Source organism: Halomonas sp. BMC6 (genome assembly GCF_964204995.1).
Taxonomy (GTDB): domain Bacteria; phylum Pseudomonadota; class Gammaproteobacteria; order Pseudomonadales; family Halomonadaceae; genus Vreelandella.
This window is the reverse complement of the sequence record NZ_CAXNSH010000001.1, coordinates 962,115-985,591: the sequence shown is the minus strand read 5'-3', so window position 1 is coordinate 985,591 and position 23,477 is coordinate 962,115. Positions and strand designations below refer to the sequence as shown.

At 56.8% G+C, this 23,477-nt stretch carries 26 protein-coding genes; all 26 read right to left on the bottom strand.

Features of this window, described 5'->3' with window-relative positions; genetic code table 11:
* Position 1: 1 nt before the first annotated feature.
* The 26 genes from rplE to secE all read right to left on the bottom strand — a co-directional run bounded on the left by rplE (position 2) and on the right by secE (position 23,405).
* A complete protein-coding gene (gene rplE, locus AB6K10_RS04665) occupies positions 2-541 on the bottom strand; it encodes a 50S ribosomal protein L5 (protein ID WP_044628828.1) in 540 nt (179 codons plus the stop codon).
* An 18-nt stretch (positions 542-559) separates the two neighbouring features.
* Positions 560-874, bottom strand: coding sequence for a 50S ribosomal protein L24 (rplX, locus tag AB6K10_RS04660; RefSeq protein ID WP_054640903.1), 315 nt, complete (start codon positions 872-874; stop codon positions 560-562).
* Between the two features lie 14 nt (positions 875-888).
* On the bottom strand, positions 889-1,260 hold the full coding sequence (rplN, locus tag AB6K10_RS04655; RefSeq protein ID WP_146803726.1) for a 50S ribosomal protein L14: 372 nt from the start codon (positions 1,258-1,260) through the stop codon (positions 889-891).
* Positions 1,261-1,310: 50 nt separating this feature from the next.
* Positions 1,311-1,571, bottom strand: a complete 261-nt coding sequence (gene rpsQ, locus AB6K10_RS04650; protein WP_009723897.1) for a 30S ribosomal protein S17 — start codon at positions 1,569-1,571, stop codon at positions 1,311-1,313.
* Between the two features lies 1 nt (position 1,572).
* A complete protein-coding gene (rpmC, locus tag AB6K10_RS04645; RefSeq protein WP_027337514.1) occupies positions 1,573-1,764 on the bottom strand; it encodes a 50S ribosomal protein L29 in 192 nt (63 codons plus the stop codon).
* The gene (gene rplP, locus AB6K10_RS04640) at positions 1,764-2,177 is read right to left on the bottom strand and encodes a 50S ribosomal protein L16 (RefSeq protein WP_007112000.1); all 414 of its coding nucleotides are present in this window, start codon (positions 2,175-2,177) and stop codon (positions 1,764-1,766) included. Before rplP ends, rpmC begins: the two co-directional genes overlap by 1 nt.
* Positions 2,178-2,192: 15 nt before the next feature.
* Complete coding sequence (gene rpsC / locus AB6K10_RS04635) at positions 2,193-2,897, bottom strand: 30S ribosomal protein S3 (protein ID WP_018917731.1); 705 nt, start codon at positions 2,895-2,897, stop codon at positions 2,193-2,195.
* An 11-nt stretch (positions 2,898-2,908) separates the two neighbouring features.
* The gene (rplV, locus tag AB6K10_RS04630) at positions 2,909-3,241 is read right to left on the bottom strand and encodes a 50S ribosomal protein L22 (protein WP_044628831.1); all 333 of its coding nucleotides are present in this window, start codon (positions 3,239-3,241) and stop codon (positions 2,909-2,911) included.
* A gap of 18 nt (positions 3,242-3,259) precedes the next feature.
* On the bottom strand, positions 3,260-3,535 hold the full coding sequence (rpsS, locus tag AB6K10_RS04625; protein WP_009098993.1) for a 30S ribosomal protein S19: 276 nt from the start codon (positions 3,533-3,535) through the stop codon (positions 3,260-3,262).
* Between the two features lie 33 nt (positions 3,536-3,568).
* A complete protein-coding gene (rplB, locus tag AB6K10_RS04620; protein ID WP_044628832.1) occupies positions 3,569-4,399 on the bottom strand; it encodes a 50S ribosomal protein L2 in 831 nt (276 codons plus the stop codon).
* Between the two features lie 17 nt (positions 4,400-4,416).
* Positions 4,417-4,713 carry a 50S ribosomal protein L23 gene (rplW, locus tag AB6K10_RS04615; RefSeq protein WP_009723902.1) on the bottom strand — a complete coding sequence of 99 codons (297 nt, stop codon included), beginning with the start codon at positions 4,711-4,713 and terminating at the stop codon, positions 4,417-4,419.
* The gene (gene rplD / locus AB6K10_RS04610; RefSeq protein ID WP_139527871.1) at positions 4,710-5,315 is read right to left on the bottom strand and encodes a 50S ribosomal protein L4; all 606 of its coding nucleotides are present in this window, start codon (positions 5,313-5,315) and stop codon (positions 4,710-4,712) included. The genes rplW and rplD overlap by 4 nt, the downstream gene beginning before the upstream one ends.
* 15 nt (positions 5,316-5,330) lie before the next feature.
* Positions 5,331-5,969, bottom strand: coding sequence for a 50S ribosomal protein L3 (gene rplC, locus AB6K10_RS04605; protein ID WP_339118077.1), 639 nt, complete (start codon positions 5,967-5,969; stop codon positions 5,331-5,333).
* A 148-nt stretch (positions 5,970-6,117) separates the two neighbouring features.
* The gene (gene rpsJ, locus AB6K10_RS04600; protein ID WP_009098983.1) at positions 6,118-6,429 is read right to left on the bottom strand and encodes a 30S ribosomal protein S10; all 312 of its coding nucleotides are present in this window, start codon (positions 6,427-6,429) and stop codon (positions 6,118-6,120) included.
* A 159-nt stretch (positions 6,430-6,588) separates the two neighbouring features.
* On the bottom strand, positions 6,589-7,782 hold the full coding sequence (gene tuf, locus AB6K10_RS04595; protein WP_139527870.1) for an elongation factor Tu: 1,194 nt from the start codon (positions 7,780-7,782) through the stop codon (positions 6,589-6,591).
* 29 nt (positions 7,783-7,811) lie between these two features.
* Positions 7,812-9,935: an elongation factor G gene (gene fusA / locus AB6K10_RS04590; protein ID WP_159340660.1), complete on the bottom strand. Its 2,124-nt coding sequence runs from the start codon at positions 9,933-9,935 to the stop codon at positions 7,812-7,814.
* A gap of 167 nt (positions 9,936-10,102) precedes the next feature.
* Entirely contained in the window at positions 10,103-10,573 is a 471-nt protein-coding gene (rpsG, locus tag AB6K10_RS04585; protein WP_016915771.1) for a 30S ribosomal protein S7, read from the bottom strand.
* Between the two features lie 137 nt (positions 10,574-10,710).
* Entirely contained in the window at positions 10,711-11,085 is a 375-nt protein-coding gene (rpsL, locus tag AB6K10_RS04580) for a 30S ribosomal protein S12 (RefSeq protein ID WP_009098973.1), read from the bottom strand.
* 193 nt (positions 11,086-11,278) lie between these two features.
* Complete coding sequence (gene rpoC / locus AB6K10_RS04575; RefSeq protein ID WP_159340659.1) at positions 11,279-15,493, bottom strand: DNA-directed RNA polymerase subunit beta'; 4,215 nt, start codon at positions 15,491-15,493, stop codon at positions 11,279-11,281.
* 10 nt (positions 15,494-15,503) lie between these two features.
* Entirely contained in the window at positions 15,504-19,580 is a 4,077-nt protein-coding gene (gene rpoB / locus AB6K10_RS04570; RefSeq protein ID WP_159340658.1) for a DNA-directed RNA polymerase subunit beta, read from the bottom strand.
* A gap of 361 nt (positions 19,581-19,941) precedes the next feature.
* A complete protein-coding gene (gene rplL, locus AB6K10_RS04565) occupies positions 19,942-20,313 on the bottom strand; it encodes a 50S ribosomal protein L7/L12 (RefSeq protein WP_139527866.1) in 372 nt (123 codons plus the stop codon).
* Between the two features lie 112 nt (positions 20,314-20,425).
* Positions 20,426-20,932, bottom strand: coding sequence for a 50S ribosomal protein L10 (gene rplJ, locus AB6K10_RS04560; RefSeq protein ID WP_044628843.1), 507 nt, complete (start codon positions 20,930-20,932; stop codon positions 20,426-20,428).
* A gap of 298 nt (positions 20,933-21,230) precedes the next feature.
* Positions 21,231-21,923, bottom strand: coding sequence for a 50S ribosomal protein L1 (gene rplA, locus AB6K10_RS04555; RefSeq protein WP_159340657.1), 693 nt, complete (start codon positions 21,921-21,923; stop codon positions 21,231-21,233).
* Between the two features lie 2 nt (positions 21,924-21,925).
* The gene (rplK, locus tag AB6K10_RS04550; protein ID WP_139527863.1) at positions 21,926-22,357 is read right to left on the bottom strand and encodes a 50S ribosomal protein L11; all 432 of its coding nucleotides are present in this window, start codon (positions 22,355-22,357) and stop codon (positions 21,926-21,928) included.
* A 122-nt stretch (positions 22,358-22,479) separates the two neighbouring features.
* On the bottom strand, positions 22,480-23,013 hold the full coding sequence (gene nusG / locus AB6K10_RS04545; RefSeq protein WP_159340656.1) for a transcription termination/antitermination protein NusG: 534 nt from the start codon (positions 23,011-23,013) through the stop codon (positions 22,480-22,482).
* Between the two features lie 8 nt (positions 23,014-23,021).
* On the bottom strand, positions 23,022-23,405 hold the full coding sequence (gene secE, locus AB6K10_RS04540) for a preprotein translocase subunit SecE (protein ID WP_339118076.1): 384 nt from the start codon (positions 23,403-23,405) through the stop codon (positions 23,022-23,024).
* Positions 23,406-23,477: the final 72 nt, after the last annotated feature.

Sequence of the window (23,477 nt, the reverse complement as noted above, 5' to 3'; positions counted from 1 at the left end):
CTTATTTCTTGAACGGGAAGTTCAGTGCAGCTAGCAGCGCACGACCTTCCTCGTCGGTGTTGGCGGTAGTAGTGATAGTGACGTCCAGCCCCCGAACGCGATCGATTTTATCATACTCGATCTCCGGGAAGATGATCTGCTCACGCACACCCATAGAGTAATTGCCGCGACCGTCAAAAGACTTCGGGTTAAGACCACGGAAGTCACGCACGCGGGGAATCGCAATGTTTACCAGGCGGTCCAGGAAGTCCCACATACGCTCAGAGCGCAGTGTCACTTTGATACCGATCGGCCAACCTTCGCGCACCTTGAAGCCCGCGATGGACTTGCGTGCCTTGGTCACCAGCGGCTTTTGACCAGAGAGCTTCTCCAGGTCGCCGATGGCGTTGTCGATCAGCTTTTTATCGCTGACCGCTTCGCCGATACCCATGTTCAGAGTCACTTTCGTGATCCGGGGTACCTGCATTACGTTGGCGTAGCTGAACTGCTCTTTGAGTTGAGCCACCACCTCGTTTTGATAACGTTCTTTCAAGTTCGCCATTTTGCTACCCGACTCGCGTTAGGCGTCGATCTGCGTCTGCGTCGACTTGTAGATACGTACCTTGGTACCGTCTTCCTTAACTTGGAAGCCGACGCGATCCGCCTTACCGGTCTCCGAATTGAAGATGGCTACGTTGGACGCGTGAATCGGAGCCTCACGCTCGACGATACCGCCCTGATTTCCCGCCATGGGATTGGGCTTGGTGTGACGTTTAATCATGTTCACACCGGACACCACGAAGCGGTTGTCTAACACCCGCTTAACGGTGCCGCGCTTGCCCTTATCCTTCCCGGCGATGACGATGACTTCATCGTCACGTTTGATCTTTTGCATATCCGCCTCGCTCCTTACAGCACTTCAGGCGCTAGGGAAATGATCTTCATGAACTTCTCAGTACGAAGTTCACGAGTTACCGGCCCGAAGATACGCGTGCCGATCGGCTGTTCGTTGGTGTTGTTCAACAAAACTGCCGCATTTCCATCGAAACGGATCAGCGAACCGTCACTACGACGGACGCCACTACGGGTACGAACGACTACCGCTTTCAGCACTTGGCCTTTTTTGACCTTACCGCGCGGAATCGCTTCTTTCACCGTTACTTTAATGACGTCACCAACGCGGGCGTAACGACGGTGTGAACCGCCTAGCACCTTGATGCATTGCACCCGGCGCGCTCCGCTGTTGTCGGCGACATCCAGCATTGTCTGAGTCTGAATCATCGGTTTTCTCCAAACCTAATCTGACTGCACTGGTTGGACAGACGCAGGGGTTAACCTTTGGCCTGCTCGACCACCTCGACCAGCGTCCAGGCTTTCTTCTTGGAAAGCGGACGGCACTCCTGAATGGAAACCGTATCGCCTGCCTTTGCCTGGTTCGCCTCATCATGGGCGTGCAGCTTGGTGGAGCGCTTAACGTATTTTCCGTAGATCGGGTGACGCTCACGACGCTCGATCATAACGACGATGGACTTATCCATCTTGTCGCTGACCACCTTGCCGGTCAGCGTACGTGTTTTCTTCTCTTCGGCCATCTCAATCACCTGCCTTCTCGTTGAGCACAGTCTTAACGCGGGCGATATCCCGACGGACCTGCTTGAGCAGATGAGTCTGGCTCAGTTGGCCAGTGGCCTTCTGCATGCGCAGGTTAAACTGCTCGCGGAGGAGCTCGAGGAGCTGCTCTTTGAGCTCTCCTGCGGACTTTTCACGAATTTCCTGGGCTTTCATCACATCACCGTCCGTTTCGCAAAGGTGGTGGACAGGGGCATCTTCTGGGCGGCCAGTTCAAATGCTTCACGGGCCAGCTCTTCGGATACACCTTCAATTTCGTACAGGACCCGACCCGGCTGGATCTGGGCTACCCAGTACTCAACTGAACCTTTACCCTTACCCATACGAACTTCGAGCGGCTTCTTGGAGATCGGCTTATCAGGGAATACGCGGATCCAAATCTTACCGCCACGTTTGACGTGACGTGTGATCGCACGACGGCCGGCTTCGATCTGACGCGCAGTGATGCGGCCACGACCGGTTGCTTTGAGACCGTACTCCCCGAAGCTGATCTTGCTTCCGCGATGCGCTAGGCCACGGTTGCGGCCTTTCATCATCTTGCGGAATTTCATACGCTTGGGCTGTAACATCGACTCGCTCTCCCCTTACCTGGAACCTTTCTTCTTGGGCGCGTTGCCGGCAGGCTGCTGTTGCTTAGCCTTGGCACGTACTTCCTCGATACCGCCGAGGATTTCGCCCTTGAAGATCCACACTTTGACGCCGATGACGCCGTAGGTGGTGTGAGCTTCGTAAGTGGCGTAGTCGATGTCCGCACGCAGAGTGTGCAGCGGAACGCGACCTTCGCGGTACCATTCGGTACGTGCGATTTCGGCACCACCCAGACGACCTGACAGCTGAATCTTGATGCCGCCAGCGCCAAGACGCATTGCGTTCTGTACCGCGCGCTTCATGGCACGACGGAACATCACGCGACGCTCAAGCTGACCGGCTACGTTAGCAGCGACCAGCTTGGCATCCAGCTCCGGCTTGCGAACTTCTTCGATGTTCACATGAACCGGTACGCCCATCATCTCGGTCAGATCACGACGCAGACGGTCGACATCTTCACCTTTTTTACCAATCACGATACCCGGACGGGCAGTGTGGATGGTGATGCGGGCATTGTTCGCCGGACGCTCGATGTGGATGCGGCTTACGGAAGCGTTTTTAAGACGCTCTTCCAGGAAGCTGCGCACTTCGAGATCGTTGTTGAGCTTATCGGCATAGGCGCCGCGCTCGGCATACCAGACAGAAGCATGGTCTTTGACGATGCCCAGTCGAATGCCTGTTGGATTGACTTTCTGACCCATCTGGTCGACTCCTACTTCTCGGCTACCTTGACGGTGATGTGGCAGGTGCGCTTCAAGATACGATCCGCACGGCCTTTGGCGCGCGGCTTGATACGCTTGAGCGTCATGCCCTCATCGACGCAGATGGTCGAGACACGCAGCTCGTCGATGTCCATGCCGTTGTTTTCTTCCGCATTCGCGATGGCGGACTGAAGCACTTTCTTGACCAGTTTGGCAGCCTTCTTCGGGGAGAAGGTCAGCAGGTCAAGCGCTTCGGCGACCGGTTTACCGCGCACCTGGTCAGCCACCAAACGGGCCTTCTGTGCGGATAAAGCAGCGCCACTCAGCTTAGCTGTGACTTCCATCTCTTAATCCTCTCTGGCTTACCGTTTGGCTTTCTTGTCCGCCGCATGCCCGCGATACGTGCGAGTGGCAGCGAATTCGCCCAGCTTGTGGCCAACCATTTCCTCGGAAACATGCACCGGGACGTGTTGGCGACCGTTATGGACAGCGATTGTGAGGCCTACCATGTTTGGCAGGATCATCGAACGACGCGACCAAGTCTTGATCGGTTTACGGTCGTTCTTCTCCACTGCAGCCTCTACCTTCTTCAAAAGATGAAGGTCAATGAAGGGACCTTTCTTTAGTGAACGTGGCACAGCCGTTACCTCTTAATGTCTTGGCAATTTAGATCAACGTGTCTTATTACGACGACGAACGATCAGCTTGTCGGTGCGCTTGTTCTTACGCGTCTTGTGACCCTTAGTCGGTACGCCCCACGGGGATACCGGGTGACGACCACCACTGGTGCGGCCTTCACCACCACCGTGCGGGTGATCCACCGGGTTCATCGCGACACCACGAACAGTCGGACGCACACCTCTCCAGCGCTTCGCACCGGCCTTGCCAAGTTGACGCAGGCTGTGCTCGGAGTTGCTCACTTCACCCAACGTTGCGCGGCACTCTGCCAACACTTTGCGCATTTCGCCAGAGCGAAGACGCAGCGTGGCGTAGTTACCTTCACGAGCAACCAGCTGAGCGCTAGTACCGGCACTGCGAGCAATCTGCGCGCCTTTACCCGGCTTCAGCTCGATACCGTGAACGGTAGAACCCAGCGGGATGTTGCGCAGCGGCAAGGCATTGCCTTTCTTGATGGGCGCGTTAACACCAGATTCCAGCACGTCACCCGCGCTGACACCTTTCGGTGCAATGATGTAACGACGCTCGCCATCGGCATACTTCAGCAGTGCAATGTGCGCACTGCGGTTCGGGTCGTGCTCCAGACGCTCAACGGTGGCCGGGATGCCATCTTTGGTGCGTTTGAAGTCGATCAACCGATAGTGATGACGGTGACCACCGCCCACGTGGCGGGTGGTGATGCGACCGTAGTTGTTACGGCCACCGGACTTGGACTGTTTTTCCAAAAGCGGCGCATAAGCACGGCCTTTGTACAGTTCCTCACCAACGATCTTGACGACGTGGCGACGACCGGCGGATGTGGGTTTGGTCTTGACGATTGCCATTATCCGTACTCCTGCCCTTATTCGGCGCCAGAGAAGTCTTCGAGCGTTTCACCCGCAGCCAGGGTCACATACGCTTTGCGGTAACCCTTACGCAGGCCAACGCCGTGAGCAGTACGCTTAGTTTTACCCTTGACGTTCAGCACCTGAACGCTGCCGACCTTCTTGCCGAACAGTGCTTCAACGGCTTTCTTGATCTCGGGCTTGGTAGCATCGCTTGCCACCTTGAAAACGTACTGGTTGCGCTCGGCTGCCATCGCGGCCTTTTCGGTCACGTGCGGTCCAAGCAGAACCTTGAATACGCGTTCCTGGTTCATGCCAGCTTCTCCTCGAATTTACGCAGGGCGGAGACGGTGACCAGGACCTTATCAAAGGCAACCAGGCTCACCGGATCAGCTGCAGCGACATCCACCACGTCAACGTGGGGAAGGTTGCGTGCGGCCAGATAGAGCGTTTCGTCGACTTCTTCAGTGACGATCAACACTTTCTCAAGGTTGAGCTCTTTCAGCTTGGCAGCGACCTGCTTGGTCTTCGGCGCTTCTACGCTGAACTCTTCAACAGCGACCAAGCGCTCTTGACGTACCAGCTCAGACAGGATGGAACGCATCGCCGCGCGGTACATTTTGCGGTTAACTTTCTGGGTGTAGTCCTGAGGACGCGCCGCGAAAGTCACACCGCCGCTGCGCCACAGCGGAGAGCGGATAGTACCGGCACGTGCACGGCCGGTACCCTTCTGACGCCACGGCTTTTTACCACCACCACGTACGTCGGAACGGTTCTTTTGAGCGCGCGTACCCTGACGGCCACCAGCCAAGTAGGCAGTAACGACCTGGTGCACCAGCGCTTCGTTGAATTCTTTGCCAAAAGTGGCGTCGGCTACTTCAACGGTACCCGTGCCTGCAGCAAGATTCAGATTCATTGGTAATTATCCCCTTCAGCCAGCTTTCACGGCGCTGCGAACGATAACGTCGCTACCGGTAGCACCCGGTACTGCGCCCTTGATCAGCAGCAGGTTACGCTCGGCGTCGACACGGACGATCTCAAGGCTCTGTACGGTGCAACGGGTGTTACCCATTTGACCGGCCATTTTCTTGCCTTTAAATACGCGACCCGGTGTCTGACACATGCCGATAGAACCCGGCGCACGGTGCGACAGGGAGTTACCATGGCTGTTGTCTTGGGTACGGAAGTTCCAGCGCTTAACAGCACCCTGGAAGCCTTTACCCTTAGAGGTGCCGGTCACGTCAATCATTTGACCAGCTTCGAAGAGGGATACGGTGAGTTCGCCACCCACTTCAGGAGCTTCTTCGCCTTCTGCAAGACGGAATTCCATCAGTGAACGACCAGCCTCAACACCCGCCTTGGCAAACTGTCCAGCTTGCGCTTTGGTGAGGTGCTTGGCTTTACGAGAACCTATAGTCACCTGAACCGCTGCGTAACCGTCAGACTCGATGGTCTTGACGCGTGTTACACGGTTAGGATCAACTTCAATAACGGTCACGGGCACGGATGCGCCATCTTCGGTAAAGACACGGGTCATCCCGGCCTTTTTACCGACTAAACCGATAGTCATACTCAGTCTCCTATAGTGTACGGGGCTATCACCCGCTATGGCTGCCCTTTCCAGAGCATTCCACTAGCACATTGTGTGGCGCCTCACGGCGCGGCGGCTGCTGCTCAAACATGTTCAATGAGCGCTGGGCCGCAAAGTGTCTAGTGTATTAGTCGAGCTTGATTTGCACGTCTACGCCAGCGGCGAGGTCGAGCTTCATCAGCGCATCAACGGTTTTCTCGGTCGGCTCAACGATGTCGAGCACACGCTTGTGAGTACGAATCTCATACTGATCACGCGCATCTTTGTTGACGTGCGGTGAAATCAGGATGGTATAGCGCTCGCGGTTGGTCGGCAGCGGAATCGGACCACGGACCTGAGCACCAGTACGCTTAGCGGTTTCAACGATCTCCGCTGTGGACTGATCGATCAGGCGGTGGTCGAACGCTTTCAACCGAATGCGAATCTTTTGGTTCTGCATTTGCCCTAAACTCCAATGGATGTCGACGGCGCGAGCCGTCTACCCACGCATTCAAAGGATGCGCATTATAGGCACGCCAACAGCACATGTCAAACATTTGCGATTGGTGCGCAGAAAAGGGGGCTCACAAGAGCCCCCTCTTATCATCAAGTAATCAGATTACTTGACGATTTTGGCCACAACGCCAGCACCAACGGTACGACCACCTTCGCGGATCGCGAAGCGCAGACCGTCGTCCATAGCGATCGGAGCGATCAGGGTAACAACCATTTTCACGTTGTCGCCCGGCATGACCATTTCAACGCCTTCCGGCAGTTCACAAGTACCGGTAACGTCAGTGGTACGGAAGTAGAACTGCGGACGGTAGCCTTTGAAGAACGGGGTGTGACGACCACCTTCTTCTTTGGACAGCACGTATACTTCGGCTTCGAAGACAGTGTGCGGGTTGATGGTGCCCGGCTTCGCCAGTACCTGACCACGCTCAACGTCATCACGCTTAGTACCACGCAGCAGCGCACCAACGTTCTCACCTGCACGACCTTCGTCGAGCAGCTTACGGAACATTTCTACGCCAGTAACGGTGGTTTTGGTGGTGTCGCGGATACCCACGATTTCCACTTCTTCACCGGCTTTCACGATACCGCGCTCTACACGACCGGTAACAACGGTACCACGGCCAGAAATAGAGAATACGTCTTCGATCGGCATCAGGAACGGCTGGTCGATAGCACGCTCCGGCTCAGGGATGTAGTCATCCAGAGCTTTGATCAGGTTAGCTACCGCAGTAGTACCCATGCCGTTCTCGTCTTCACCGTTCAGTGCCATCAGGGCAGAACCAGTGATGATCGGCGTGTCGTCACCCGGGAAGTCGTACTCAGACAGAAGTTCACGAACTTCCATCTCGACCAGCTCGAGCAGCTCTTCGTCATCGACCATGTCCGCTTTGTTCAGGAACACAACGATGAACGGAACGCCAACCTGACGAGACAGCAGGATGTGCTCACGAGTCTGCGGCATGGGGCCGTCAGCGGCAGAACATACCAGGATCGCGCCGTCCATCTGGGCAGCACCGGTGATCATGTTCTTGACGTAGTCAGCGTGTCCCGGGCAGTCAACGTGCGCGTAGTGACGCACTTCAGACTGGTATTCAACGTGAGATGTCGCGATGGTGATACCACGCTCACGCTCTTCCGGAGCGTTATCGATGGTATCGAATTCACGCCAGTCGCCGCCGAAAACCTCAGCAGACACGCGGGTCAGGGCCGCTGTCAGAGTCGTTTTACCGTGGTCGACGTGACCGATGGTGCCGACGTTGACGTGCGGTTTGGAACGTTCAAATTTTTCCTTAGCCACTGCTATAACCTCTTTACGTTAGCTAACGGTTAACCGTTTTGGTTGATGACGGCTTCAACGACGCTGGAGGGCGCCTCCTCGTACTTCGCGAACTCCATAGAGTAGCTCGCACGGCCCTGGGTTTGTGAGCGCAGATCGGTTGCATAACCGAACATCTCACCCAGTGGCACCGTTGCACGAATGACTTTACCAGAAGAGGAGTCATCCATGCCCTGCACCAGGCCGCGACGACGGTTCAGGTCGCCCATGACGTCACCCATAAACTCTTCGGGGGTCACGACTTCGACCTTCATCACCGGCTCCAGCAGCACGGCCTTGGCCTTCCTGGCACCTTCTTTCACTGCCATAGAAGAAGCAATCTTGAACGCAGTCTCGTTGGAGTCCACGTCATGGTAGGAACCATCGAACAGCGATACTTTAACGTCGATCATCGGGTAGCCCGCGATGACACCGTTTTGCAACTGCTCGAAAGCACCTTTCTCAACCGCAGGTACGTATTCCTTCGGAACCACACCACCTACGATCTCGGAGTTGAACTTGAAGAAGATCTCTTCTTCGCCTTCACCCTTCTCTTCTGCAGTCAGCGGCTCGATACGTAGCCACACGTGACCGTACTGACCACGACCACCGGACTGACGTACGAACTTACCTTCCTGCTCGACGCTGCCACGAATCGTTTCACGGTAGGCAACCTGCGGCTTACCGATGTTCGCTTCTACCTTGAACTCGCGACGCATACGGTCAACGATGATGTCCAGGTGCAGCTCGCCCATACCAGAAATGATGGTCTGGCCGGTCTCTTCGTCGGTCTTGACCTGGAAAGAGGGGTCTTCCTGGGCCAGTTTACCCAGTGCAACGCCCATCTTCTCTTGGTCGGCCTTGGACTTCGGCTCAACGGCAACCGAGATTACCGGATCCGGGAACTCCATGCGCTCGAGAACGATTTTGTTATCGATGTCGCACAGGGTGTCACCTGTCGTGACGTCCTTCAGACCGATACAAGCAGCGATGTCGCCTGCGAGTACTTCTTTGATCTCTTCGCGAGAGTTGGCGTGCATCTGAACGATACGACCAACACGCTCTTTCTTCTGTTTGACGGAGTTGTAGACGCCATCACCAGATTTCAGAACACCCGAGTAGACGCGGATGAAGGTCAGCGTACCAACGAAGGGGTCGGTGGCAATTTTGAACGCCAGAGCGGCGAACGGAGCGCTATCGTCTGCTTCACGCGTCGCGACGGTGCCGTCTTTGTCGTCCAGCTCACCCTCGATGGCCTTAACTTCTGTCGGCGAAGGCATGTACTCGATAACGCCGTCCAGTACCGCCTGAACACCTTTGTTCTTGAAGGCAGAACCACAGGTAACCAGGACGATTTCGTTAGCCAGCGTACGAGCACGCAGACCCGCCTTGATTTCAGCGACGGTCAGCTCGCCTTCTTCAAGGTACTTGTCCATCAGCTCTTCGGAAGCTTCGGCAGCGGCTTCGACCATCTGCTCACGGTACTCTTCAGCGGTCTCTTGCAGCTCCGCCGGAATGTCCACGAGCTCGAAGTTCATGCCCAGGCTCTCTTCGTCCCACAAGATGGCTTTCATCTCGATCAGGTCGATAACGCCTTTGAAGTCTTCTTCCGTGCCCCAGTTGATCTGGATCGGCACGGCGTTGGCACCCAGACGCTCTTTGAGCTGGTTGACCACCATGAAGAAATCAGCGCCGGTACGGTCCATCTTGTTGACGAAAACCATACGCGGAACTTCGTATTTGTTGGCCTGACGCCATACGGTCTCGGTCTGCGGCTGAACGCCGGAGGAACCGCACAGTACGACGACCGCGCCATCGAGAACACGCAGAGAACGCTCAACTTCGATGGTGAAGTCAACGTGCCCGGGGGTATCGATGATGTTGATGCGGTGCTCGTCGAACTGCTTACTCATGCCCTGCCAGAAACAGGTCGTCGCAGCTGAGGTGATAGTGATACCACGCTCCTGCTCCTGCTCCATCCAGTCCATGGTCGCCGCACCATCGTGCACTTCACCCACTTTGTGGGAAAGGCCGGTGTAAAACAGTACGCGCTCGGTTGTTGTGGTTTTACCCGCATCAACGTGTGCCACGATACCGATATTGCGATAACGCTTAAGTGGAGTCTTGCGTGCCACGGTGAAACTCCCGTTAGTTGGCGATGCTCGTTAATCCAGCGGTGTACTTTTTGCTTATGCCACCGCCGCCATCGACAACGATAGCGGCGGCGTGTTGCAACATGACGAAAATCTTTCCCACCACACCACAACTGGCAAAAAGCGACACAAACTTAGAAGCGCCGAGCTTAGAAACGATAGTGAGAGAAGGCCTTGTTGGCTTCTGCCATGCGGTGAACGTCTTCACGCTTCTTAACGGCAGAACCTTTACCTTCAGCGGCATCCAGCATTTCACCTGCCAGACGCTGAACCATCGTTTTTTCACCGCGACGACGCGCAGCGTCTACCAGCCAGCGCATGGCTAGCGCTTGACGGCGTGACGGACGAACTTCAACCGGCACCTGATAGGTCGCACCACCTACGCGGCGAGACTTCACTTCGACCATCGGCTGGATGGTTTCCAGCGCCTTGTCGAAGATTTCCAGCGGCTCTTCTTTACTACGCTCGGCAACCTTGTCCAACGCACCGTATACGATGCGCTCAGCTACGGACTTCTTGCCGCTGACCATCAGGTGGTTCATGAACTTCGCCAGACGCTCACTTCCGAACTTAGGATCCGGCAGGATTTCGCGTTTAGCTACAACTCTTCTTCTAGGCATGATAAGCCCTCAATTAAGGATCCTTCAGGTAAACCCGGGACTCACGTCGCTTTTGCGCCGCCCGACCTTACTCTTATCAGACCGTCATATTCGTGTGAAAGGTAACGCCGCAGCGCTGCACGCTGCGATAAGCCGTCTTAGGACTTCGGACGCTTAGTACCGTACTTAGAACGACCCTGCTTACGATTCTGTACGCCAGAGGTGTCCAGGGCGCCACGAACGGTGTGATAACGCACACCCGGCAAATCCTTTACACGACCGCCGCGGATCAGAACAACAGAGTGCTCTTGCAGGTTGTGACCTTCACCACCGATGTAAGAAGACACTTCAAAGCCGTTGGTCAGGCGCACACGGCAGACCTTACGCAGGGCCGAGTTCGGCTTCTTAGGGGTAGTGGTGTAAACGCGCGTACATACGCCACGTTTTTGCGGGCATGCCTGAAGCGCAGGCACGTCACTCTTGGTGACGGGGCGCTTGCGCGGCTTGCGCACTAGCTGATTAATCGTTGCCATGGTGTTTAGCTGACTCCAATGGTTGCCTTAGCCTTTAACAAGTACTAGCAGCGGATGCGGGCGCACCCGCCCCACTGTTAAAGGCTGCGCATTCTAAAGGCTGACCCTAGGTGGCGTCAAGTCTTGCCGACGGATTCGCCGCCAAGACCGTGCTCTTTGGGCCAGCCACTCGTGTTGCTCGTTGTACCGGTGGTTACAGATCGTCGTCTGAATCCAGGGCGGTCAACTGAGCGCCAAGCTCCTGCTCTACCTCGGTCGCCGAGGGGTTGAACAGACGCTCTACGTCTTCGCGCTTGCGACGACGCTCTGCGTGGTGGGTCAGACCGGTACCTGCCGGAATCAGACGTCCAACCACCACGTTCTCTTTCAGGCCGCGCAGGTAGTCGCGCTTGCCGGTGACCGCTGCTTCGGTCAGTACGCGGGTCGTTTCCTGGAACGACGCGGCGGAGATGAACGATTCAGTGGCCAAGCTGGCCTTGGTGATACCCAGCAGCAAGCGTTGATACTTGGCCGGGAACTTACCTTCTTTCTCGAGTCGTGCGTTCTGTTCGAGGACGCGCACGAGCTCGGCCTGGTCGCCGGTGATGAAGTCAGAGTCGCCGGAGTCGGTGATCTCTACCTTACGCAGCATCTGACGCACGATCACTTCGATGTGCTTGTCGTTGATGCCAACACCCTGCAGACGATAAACGTCCTGGACTTCAGCCGTGATGTACTTGGCCAGTTCCGCAACACCCAGCAGACGCAGGATATCGTGCGGGTTACTGGGGCCATCGGAGATCACTTCACCCTTCTCGACCGCTTCACCTTCGAACACGGCGATTTGACGCCATTTCGGGATCAGCGCTTCGAACGGATCGCCAGATTCCGGGGTAATCGTCAGACGACGCTTACCTTTGGTCTCTTTGCCGAAGCTCACCACACCGCTGATTTCCGCCAGAATGGCAGACTCTTTCGGTTTACGCGCTTCGAACAGGTCGGCCACGCGCGGCAGACCACCGGTGATGTCCTTGTTACCAGACGCCTCGACCGGAATACGAGCAACGACTTCACCGACGCCGATGGTGGCGCCATCGTCTACGGAGATAATCGAGTTACCCGGCAGCAGGTACTGAACCGGCGTGTTGGAGCCGGATACAGAAACGTACTCGCCAGCAGCGTCTTTCAGCATCACCATCGGGCGCTTGTCACGACCCGCCATCGGGCGTGCGGCCGATTCGATGACTTCGATAGACGATAGACCGGTCATCTCATCGACGCTGCGGTGCATGGTGACACCCTCGTCGAGATCGATGAACTGCGCCTTACCTTCTACCTCGGCAATGATCGGGTGCGTGTGCGGATCCCACTTGGCCACGACCGCACCGGCATCGACCACGTCACCGTCGCGTACGGAGAGCTCAGCACCGTAGGGCAGCTTATAGTACTCACGCTCACGACCGTGATCGTCGGCGACCGCCAGGGCGCTCGAACGAGACACCACGACCAGTTTGCCGTCGGCACGCTCAACGTGCTTGATGTTGTGCAGGCGCACTTTACCGCCGTGCTTGACCTGAACGCTATCCACCGCAGAAGAACGCGAGGCCGCACCACCGATGTGGAACGTACGCATGGTCAGCTGGGTACCCGGCTCACCGATCGACTGGGCGGCGATAACACCGACAGACTCACCGATGTTGACCTGGTGGCCACGGGCAAGGTCACGACCGTAACAGGACGAACACACGCCGTGCGCAGTGTCACAAGTAATCGTGGAGCGTACGACGATCTCGTCCACGCCCATGGTGTCCAGCGACGCACACCACTTCTCGTCCAGCAGCGTGTTGCGCGGAATCAGCACTTCTTCCGTGCTCGGATCGACCACGTCCTGCGCGACGACACGGCCCAGTACGCGCTGAGACAGCGGTACGATGATGTCGCCACCCTCGATGATCGGGTGCAGCGTCAGGCCGTTTTCGGTGCCACAGTCGGTCTCGGTAATGACCAGATCCTGCGCCACGTCGACCAGACGACGGGTCAGGTAACCGGAGTTAGCCGTTTTCAGAGCCGTATCCGCCAGACCTTTACGTGCACCGTGGGTCGAGATGAAGTACTGCAGTACGTTCAGACCTTCACGGAAGTTGGCCACGATCGGCGTTTCGATGATCGAGCCATCCGGCTTGGCCATCAGGCCACGCATACCCGCCAGCTGGCGGATCTGGGCGGCACTACCACGGGCACCGGAGTCGGCCATGATGAAGACGCTGTTGAAGGAGTCTTGCTCGACTTCATTACCGTCACGATCGACGACCGTCTCTTTCGAGATGCCAACCATCATCGCCTTGGCCACTTTATCGTTGGCCTTGGACCAGATATCGATGACCTTGTTGTACTTCTCCCCTGCCGTTACCAGACCGGAAGAGAACTGATCTTCGATCTCTTTAACTTCTGCTTCTGCCGCGTCGACGATTTCGGTTTTGGCTTCGGGGATAACGAAGTCGTTCACACCGATCGAGGCACCGGACCAGGTCGCCAGACGGAAGCCGGTGTACATCAGCTGGTCTGCGAAGATGACCGTGGGCTTCAGGCCCGCACGACGGTATACCTCGTTGATCAGGCTGGAGATCGCCTTCTTCTTCATCGGCTGATCGATCAGCGCGAACGGCACGCCTTCCGGCAGAATGCGGAATAGCAGCGCACGACCCACGGTGGTGTCGTAAAGGCGACGATGCTCGGAGCGCTCACCGGTCTCTTCGTCGACATCCACTTCATCCAGACGCACCTTGACGCGGGCATGCAGCGACACGGACTGAGTGCCGAACGCACGCTCCACCTCGTTGAGGTCAGAGAACACCATGCCTTCGCCTTTGGCGTTGATCTTCTCACGGGTCATGTAGTACAGACCCAGAACAACGTCCTGCGACGGTACGATGATCGGCTCGCCGTTAGCAGGCGACAGCACGTTGTTAGTCGCCATCATCAGCGCACGTGCTTCGAGCTGTGCTTCCAGGGTCAGCGGTACGTGAACCGCCATCTGGTCACCATCGAAGTCGGCGTTGTAGGCCGCACAGACGAGCGGGTGCAGTTGGATCGCCTTACCTTCGATCAGCAGCGGCTCGAACGCCTGGATACCCAGACGGTGCAGCGTTGGCGCACGGTTGAGCAGTACCGGGTGTTCGCGAATAACGTCGGCCAGGATGTCCCACACTTCCGGCAGCTCGCGCTCGACCATCTTCTTCGCCGCTTTGATCGTGGACGCATGGCCCAGCGACTGCAGCTTGGAGTAGATGAACGGCTTGAACAGCTCGAGCGCCATTTTCTTCGGCAGACCACACTGGTGCAGACGCAGGGTCGGACCAACGGTGATGACCGAACGGCCAGAGTAGTCCACGCGCTTACCGAGCAAGTTCTGACGGAAGCGACCCTGCTTACCCTTGATCATGTCGGCCAGGGATTTCAGCGGGCGCTTGTTGGAACCGGTAATCGCACGGCCACGGCGGCCGTTGTCCAGCAGCGCGTCGACCGCTTCCTGGAGCATCCGCTTCTCGTTGCGCACGATGATGTCCGGCGCGTTGAGGTCCAGCAGACGCTTCAGGCGGTTGTTACGGTTGATCACACGACGGTAAAGGTCGTTGAGATCCGATGTCGCGAAGCGGCCACCGTCCAGCGGTACCAGCGGACGCAGATCCGGCGGCAGCACGGGCAGCACTTCCATGACCATCCACGCCGGCGCATTGCCGGAGTGGTAGAACGCTTCCAGCAGCTTCAGGCGCTTAGACAGCTTCTTGATCTTGGTTTCAGAGTTCGTCTGCGGAATTTCTTCACGCAGATGGTTGATCTCTTCTTCCAGGTCGATGTCTTTCAGCAGCTCTTGGACCGCTTCGGCACCCATGCGGGCGTCGAAGTCATCGCCGAACTCTTCCAGCGCTTCGAAGTACTGCTCGTCGTTGAGCAGCTGACCACGCTCCAGCGTGGTCATGCCGGGGTCGATGACCACGAAGCTTTCGAAATAGAGCACGCGCTCGATATCACGCAGGGTCATATCGAGGAACATGCCGATACGCGACGGCAGAGACTTCAGGAACCAAATGTGAGCGACCGGCGATGCCAGCTCGATGTGGCCCATGCGCTCACGGCGCACGGCTGCCTTGGTGACTTCGACGCCACACTTCTCACAGATGATACCGCGGTGCTTCATGCGCTTATATTTGCCGCACAAGCACTCGTAGTCTTTGACCGGGCCGAAAATCTTGGCGCAGAACAGACCATCCCGTTCCGGCTTAAAGGTACGGTAGTTGATGGTCTCAGGCTTCTTCACCTCGCCGAAGGACCAGGAGCGAATCATGTCCGGCGACGCCAGGGTAATCTTGATCGCGTCAAACTCTTCGGACTGAGATTGCGATTTGAGTACTTTCACCAAATCTTTCATTGGACGGCTCCTAGCTCTCTAACTCGATATCGATGCCCAGCGAGCGGATTTCCTTCACGAGTACGTTGAAGGATTCCGGCATGCCTGCCTGCATGGTGTGGTCGCCATCCACGATGTTCTTGTACATCTTGGTGCGGCCTTCGACGTCGTCCGACTTGACGGTGAGCATCTCTTGCAGCGTGTACGCGGCGCCATAGGCTTCCAGCGCCCACACTTCCATCTCACCAAAGCGCTGACCACCGAACTGCGCCTTACCACCCAGCGGCTGCTGCGTAACAAGCGAGTAAGAGCCGGTAGAACGCGCGTGCATCTTGTCGTCTACCAGGTGGTTGAGCTTCAGCATGTACATGTAGCCAACGGTCACCGGACGGTCAAACGCATCGCCGGTACGGCCATCGTACAGCGTCATTTGGCCCGACTCCGGAATGTCTGCCAGCTTCAGCAGGTGCTTGATTTCGTGCTCTTTGGCACCGTCAAACACCGGCGTGGCCATCGGCACACCGCCTTTGAGGTTCTTCGCCAGCGCGATGACTTCGTCATCGGTCAGGGAGTCGATGTCCTCGACGCGGGTACCCGGCGTGTTATACACCTGGCCCAGGAAGTCACGGATTTCCGCGACCTGCTGGCCACGGGCATCACGCAGCATGGCATCGATCTTGACCCCAAGGCCGCGCGCCGCCATGCCCAGGTGGGTTTCCAGGATCTGACCAACGTTCATACGCGACGGTACACCCAGCGGGTTCAGCACCACATCCACCGGCTCGCCCTTCTCGTCGAACGGCATGTCTTCGATGGGCATGATCGCGGAGATAACACCTTTGTTACCGTGACGACCAGCCATCTTGTCACCGGGCTGGATACGACGCTTCACCGCCATGTAGACCTTGACGATTTTCAGCACGCCCGGCGCGAGATCGTCGCCCTGGGTCAGCTTGCGCTTCTTGTCTTCGAAACGCTCGTCCATCTCTTTACGACGGTTTTCGAGCTGTTCGTCGGCCTGGGCCAGCAGCTCGTTGTACGACTCGTCCTGCATGCGCAGCTTGAACCACTGCTGACGGGGCAGTTCGTCCAGGTACGCTTCGTCCAGCACGTCGCCTTTCTTCAGCTGCGGTCCACCGTTGACGGCTTGACCGGCCAGCGTGCGCTTCAGACGCTCGAAGGTGGCATCTTCGGCGATGCGGTAGGTCTCTTGAAGATCCTTACGCACTTCGTCCAGCTGCATCTGCTCGATGGAGAGCGCACGGGAGTCTTTTTCGACGCCGTCACGGGTGAAGACCTGAACGTCGATGACCGTCCCTTTCATGCCGGTGGGGGCACGCAGAGAGGTATCTTTTACGTCGGACGCTTTCTCACCGAAGATGGCGCGCAGCAGCTTCTCTTCGGGCGTCAGCTGGGTTTCGCCTTTGGGCGTAACCTTACCGACCAGAATGTCACCAGGGCCGACTTCGGCACCGATGTAGACGACGCCTGCTTCATCCAATTTGCCCAGCGCGGACTCACCGACGTTGGGAATATCGGAGGTGATCTCTTCCGGCCCCAACTTGGTGTCGCGGGACACACAGGTCAGTTCCTGAATGTGGATCGTGGTGAAACGGTCTTCTTGAACGACCCGCTCGGAGAGCAGAATGGAGTCCTCGAAGTTGTAGCCGTTCCAGGGCATGAACGCGATACGCATGTTCTGACCCAGCGCCAGATCCCCCATGTCGACGGACGGACCGTCGGCGAGGATATCGCCACGTGCCACGTTGTCGCCAGGACGCACGATGGGACGTTGGTTCATGCAGGTGTTCTGGTTAGAACGGGTGTACTTGGTCAGGTTGTAGATGTCGACACCGGCTTCACCGCCGATGATTTCATCTTCGTTGACCCGCACCACGACACGACGCGCGTCGACGGAGTCAATGACGCCGCCACGGCGCGCCACGGCACACACGCCGGAGTCGCGTGCCACGAAACGCTCCATGCCGGTACCGACCAGCGGCTTGTCGGCGCGCAGGGTCGGCACGGCCTGACGCTGCATGTTCGCACCCATCAAGGCGCGGTTAGCATCGTCGTGCTCGAGGAACGGAATCAGCGCGGCGGCCACGGAAACGACCTGACGCGGAGACACGTCCATCAGCGTCACTTGCTCGGGACGCATGAAGGTCGTCTCGCCACGGTGACGCACCTGCACCAGGTCATCGCTCAGCTTGCCAGACTCATCCACGGCGGCAGAGGCCTGCGCGATAACGAAATCGCCCTCCTCGATCGCGGAGAGATGCACCACCTCATCGGTCACCTGGCTGTTGATGACTTTACGGTAAGGCGTTTCCAGGAAGCCGTAGCTGTTGGTGTGGCTGTACGTCGCCAGTGAGTTGATCAGGCCGATGTTCGGGCCTTCCGGCGTTTCGATCGGGCATAGACGGCCATAGTGCGTGGCGTGTACGTCGCGCACTTCGAAGCCTGCACGCTCACGGGTCAGACCACCCGGGCCGAGTGCGGACACACGACGCTTGTGAGTCACCTCGGAGAGCGGGTTGTTCTGGTCCATGAACTGAGACAGCTGGCTGGAGCCAAAGAACTCTTTCACCGCCGCCGCAACGGGCTTGGCGTTGATCAGGTCTTGCGGCATCAGGCCTTCGCTTTCCGCCATGGAAAGGCGCTCTTTCACTGCGCGCTCGACACGCACCAGACCGACGCGGAACTGGTTCTCGGCCATTTCGCCCACACAGCGAATACGACGGTTACCCAGGTGATCGATATCGTCCACGTCGCCGAAGCCGTTACGAATATTGATCAACTCACGCAGGACATCGAGGATGTCTTTACGATCCAATACACCAGAGCCCGTATCGCTTTCACGACGCAGACGACGGTTGAACTTCATCCGACCGACGCCCGACAGGTCGTAGCGGTCTTCAGTGAAGAACAGGTTGTGGAACAGCGTCTCGGCAGCCTCTTTGGTGGGCGGTTCGCCGGGGCGCATCATGCGGTAAATTTCGACCAGCGCTTCCAACTGTGAGCCGGTCGTATCCAGCTTCAGGGTGTCGGAAATGAACGAACCACAGTCGAGGTCGTTGGTGTAGAGGGTTTCGATATGCGTGATACCGCCCTGCGCCATACGCTCCAGGACTTCCGGAGTGATTTCCGTATTACACGGACAGATCAGCTCACCGGTTTTGGTATCGATCTGGTCTTTGGCCAGCGTTTTGCCGAACAGGTACTCCATCGGCACTTCCAGACGCTCAAGACCCGCTTTTTCAAGCTGACGAATGTGCTTCTGGGTAATGCGGCGCCCTTCTTCCACAATCACGTTGCCTTCGCCATCTTTGATGTCGAAGGTGGCCGTTTCGCCGCGCAGGCGTGACGGTACCAGCTCCACAGAGAAACCGGTCTTCTCGATGTGGAATTTGCTGGTTTCAAAGAACTCCGTCAGGATCTCTTCGGTGCTCATGCCCAGCGCACGCATCAGTACTGACGCCGGCAGTTTGCGGCGACGGTCGATACGGACGAAGACGTTGTCTTTCGGGTCGAACTCGAAGTCGAGCCAAGAACCACGGTAAGGAATCACGCGAGCAGAGTAGAGCAACTTACCAGAAGAGTGGCTCTTGCCTTTGTCGTGATCGAAGAACACACCGGGCGAGCGGTGGAGCTGGGAAACGATAACCCGCTCAGTACCGTTGATCACGAAGGTACCGTTCTCGGTCATCAGGGGGATTTCCCCCATGTAGACTTCCTGCTCTTTGATATCCTTGATGGCCTTGTTCGAAGAGTCGCGATCATAGATGATCAAGCGAACCTTGACACGCAGCGGAGCGGAATAGGTCACGCCACGCAGCTGACACTCTTTGACATCGAATGCCGGCGTACCGAAACGGTAGCTGACGTACTCCAGGGCCGCATTACCTGAGAAGCTCTCGATCGGGAACACGGACTTGAACGCCGCGTGCAGGCCAACCTCGTGGCGCTCGTCGGGCGAACGATCCTGCTGGAGAAAGTCGTAGTAGGAATCAAGCTGGATGGCCAGCAAGTAAGGCACATCCATCACTTGGGGCAGTTTGCCGAAATCCTTGCGGATGCGTTTTTTCTCAGTATATGAGTAAGCCATCTGTATTCCCCAGCTTGTTCACCATGGGTGACCGATGCGTGGTCATCTGCCCCGCGGGCGTTTCAGACGCAGACAGCAAGCTCCTAAATCGGTAGCTCGCCGTCAAAAATCTTGATAGATAACAGTGTTACAGTAGTGCTGTTCGCGCTTTGCTGTCGCTTGCTAACATCACTCGCGCTTCACAACTTACGCGTTACAACAACGTACGCTTCACAACAACGGTCTTACTGTTTTGCTGCTTTTTACCGCAGCGCTTCTGCTGTTGCCTTGCAGCATATTACAACAGAAAAAGGCCGGCAGCGGGATAGCCCGCCGCCAGCCGTGGAAGCTTACGCAGCGCGTAAAGCCATCAGCACAAGGATTACTTGAGCTCGACGGTTGCGCCCGCTTCTTCCAGCTTCTTCTTAGCTGCTTCAGCGTCTTCTTTAGACATGGCTTCTTTGATGGTCGCCGGCGCGCCGTCAACGGCACCTTTGGCTTCTTTCAGGCCAAGACCGGTGATTTCACGAACTGCTTTGATGACGTTAACTTTCTTGTCACCAGCAGATGCCAGTACCAGGTCAAATTCAGTCTGCTCTTCAGCAGCTGCTTCGCCGCCAGCAGCCGGGCCAGCCATAACGGCCGCCGCTGCAGAAACGCCGAACTTCTCTTCCATCGCTTCGATCAGCTCGACAACTTCCATTACGGACATGTCGGCTACAGCATTGATGATATCGTCTTTGGTCAGTGCCATTGTTTCATTCCTAACTTTGCGGGAGTCTCGGTCGACCGAGAACTCAGGGTTCATTGCTTGGTTCAGGCAGCGTTGCGATCACATCGTTCACGCCGCCTGCAAGAAACGCTGCTTAGGCAGCTTCGGCTTCTTGCTTCTGGTCGCGCAGGGCGGCCAGAGTACGAACCAGCTTGCCAGCGGAGGCTTCTTTCATGACCGACATCAACTTGGCAATGGCCTCGTCGTAAGTCGGCAGGGTTGCTAGACGATCGATGTCAGCAGCCGGAATCAGCTCACCTTCGTAGGCCAGCGCTTTGACTTCGAAGTTCTTCTCGTCTTTAGCGAACTCTTTGAACAGACGAGCGGCAGCGCCCGGGTGTTCGGTAGAGAAAGCCAGCAGAGTAGGACCAACAAAGCTCTCGTTCAGACACTCCCACTGAGTGCCTTCGAGTGCGCGGCGAGCCAGCGTGTTACGAACAACACGAAGCTCAACACCGTTCTCACGGGCCTGCTTACGCAGATCGGTCATTTTGCTGACCGTAACGCCACGAGAATCGGCAACTACGACGGAGAGTGCGCCCTTGGCCGCTTCACTGACCTCGGCAACAATCGCTTTCTTGCCTTCAAGTGCTAGTGGCACAGTGATCACTCCTTCGTGCCGGAACCCATAAAGGCTCCGGTGGTTACCATCTCTTCCAAGACATACTGCTCACCTTGGAAGCCTTAGGGGATGGTGCTCACCAGAAAGCGGCTTGCGAAAAGCGTTAACCAACTGGCGGCCACACCATCTGCGCAGGCGCTCTAAGGCGATTAAGCCGCCCAATCTTCAGTAGATCTGGCGGCACCTGCGGTCTTTGACGGCGCCTCGACCGACTGAGCCAGACGAGGGACCGCAAAGTTCTTGCTCGGTACTTACTAAAAACCTGCCGACGACTCGCTTATACCAGCGCAGAGTGGTCGATGGTCAGACCCGGGCCCATGGTAGTGGACAGGGTGATTTTCTTAAAGTAGATACCTTTAGAGGAGCTCGGCTTAAGCTTCTTCAGGTCAGCTACCAGCGCTTCCAGGTTGCCCTGAACGGAAGCTGCGTCAAAGTCCACTTTACCCAGGGTAGTGTGGATGATGCCGTTCTTGTCGGTACGGAAACGCACCTGACCCGCTTTGGCGTTCTTGACCGCAGTCGCCACGTCAGGCGTTACGGTGCCTACTTTCGGGTTCGGCATCAGGCCGCGCGGGCCAAGAATTTGGCCCAGCTGACCCACAACGCGCATCGCATCTGGAGAAGCGATAACGACGTCGAAATCCATCACGCCTTTTTTGACTTGCTCAGCCAGATCGTCCATACCCACGATGTCAGCGCCGGCTTCTTTAGCAGCATCAGCGTTAGCACCCTGGGTGAAGACCGCTACGCGTACGTCTTTGCCAGTACCGTTAGGCATAACGGTGGCACCACGTACAACCTGGTCAGATTTACGCGGATCGACACCCAGGTTGATCGCAACGTCCAGAGACTCTTTGAATTTGACAGTCGACAGTTCGGACAGCAGCGCAACGGCTTCTTCCAAAGAGTATGCTTTATTCGGGTCTACTTTCTCGCGAATGACTTTCGCGCGCTTAGACAGTTTAGCCATGATCAGAGACCCTCCACGTTTAAGCCCATGCTACGAGCGCTACCAGCGATGGTGCGCACTGCGGCATCGAGATCAGCAGCCGTCATATCCGGCTCTTTGGTTTTAGCGATCTCTTCGAGCTGCTCGCGAGTCACGGTACCAACTTTCTTCTTGTTCGGCTCACCAGAACCTGACTTGATGCCCGCTGCTTTTTTCAGCAGTACGGCAGCAGGCGGCGTCTTGGTGACGAACGTGAAGCTGCGGTCAGAGTAGACAGTGATCACGACAGGCGTCGGCAGACCCGGCTCAATTTCTTGAGTCGCTGCGTTGAACGCCTTACAGAATTCCATGATGTTCACGCCGTGCTGACCCAGCGCGGGGCCTACGGGCGGACTCGGGTTGGCTTTACCTGCAGCAACCTGCAGTTTGATGTAAGCCTGTACTTTCTTGGCCATGGTAAATACTCCAGTTGGGTGATAGCGCCTGACGGCTCCCCGGTACGCGTAAAGCAGCGCTGGGCTGCTTTACATGAATCCAGGATGGCACGCACTGCGCACCACCCTGCAACATCTTAAAATTACTCTTTTTCTACCTGTGAGAACTCAAGCTCAACAGGCGTCGCACGCCCAAAGATCAGCACACTGACCTGCAGACGGCTCTTGTCGTAGTTCACTTCTTCAACAACACCGTTGAAGTCAGCAAACGGACCATCAATAACGCGGACAGACTGACCCGGCTCAAACATCGTTTTAGGCCGCGGCTTGTCGGTACCGTCTTTCACGCGACGCAAGATTGCTTCGGCTTCGCGAGTAGTAATTGCGGCGGGCTTCTCTTTGGTGCCACCAATAAAACCCATGACACGTGGCGTTTCATTCACCAAGTGCCAGGTTTCATCCACCATCTCCATCTCGACCAATACATAGCCGGGATAGAACTTGCGCTCACTCTTGCGGCGCTTGCCGTCGCGCATCTCGACCACTTCTTCCGTCGGCACCAGGATTTCGCCAAAGCGATCTTCCATGCCGTACATCTTCACACGCTCGATCAGCGAGCGCATGACATGCTTTTCAAAGCCGGAATAAGCGTGGACGACGTACCAACGTTTGGACATGAATGCTCCTAACCAATGACGCCGGACATCGCCCAGCCAAGAAGAGTATCGATCAACCACAGCATCAGACCCACCACCAATACAGCCACCAGCACAATAGCGGTGGTCTGAATGGTTTCAGGACGGGTCGGCCATACAACGCGCTGAATCTCTTTCTTGGCGCTGATGGCCAGCTCGACTAAGTCGCGACCTTTAGTGGTTGTTAAGGCGATCAAACCCGCAAGCGCACACAACACCACCACACCCAAGACGCGGTAGAGCAGGCCAACATCGGCGAAATAGGTATTACCAACGACTGCAACGACAAGCAGCGCCATAACCGCCGCCCACTTGAGCCCGTCATGGCGCGTCTGTTGCACCTCTGCGCCATGTTTTACGGAACTAGGCTTCATAAAAACGAGACTCCTAAGGGTGCAGCGAGCGACAAAGGAATTCTAGAAAAGACATACCAACCTGGGGAAGGT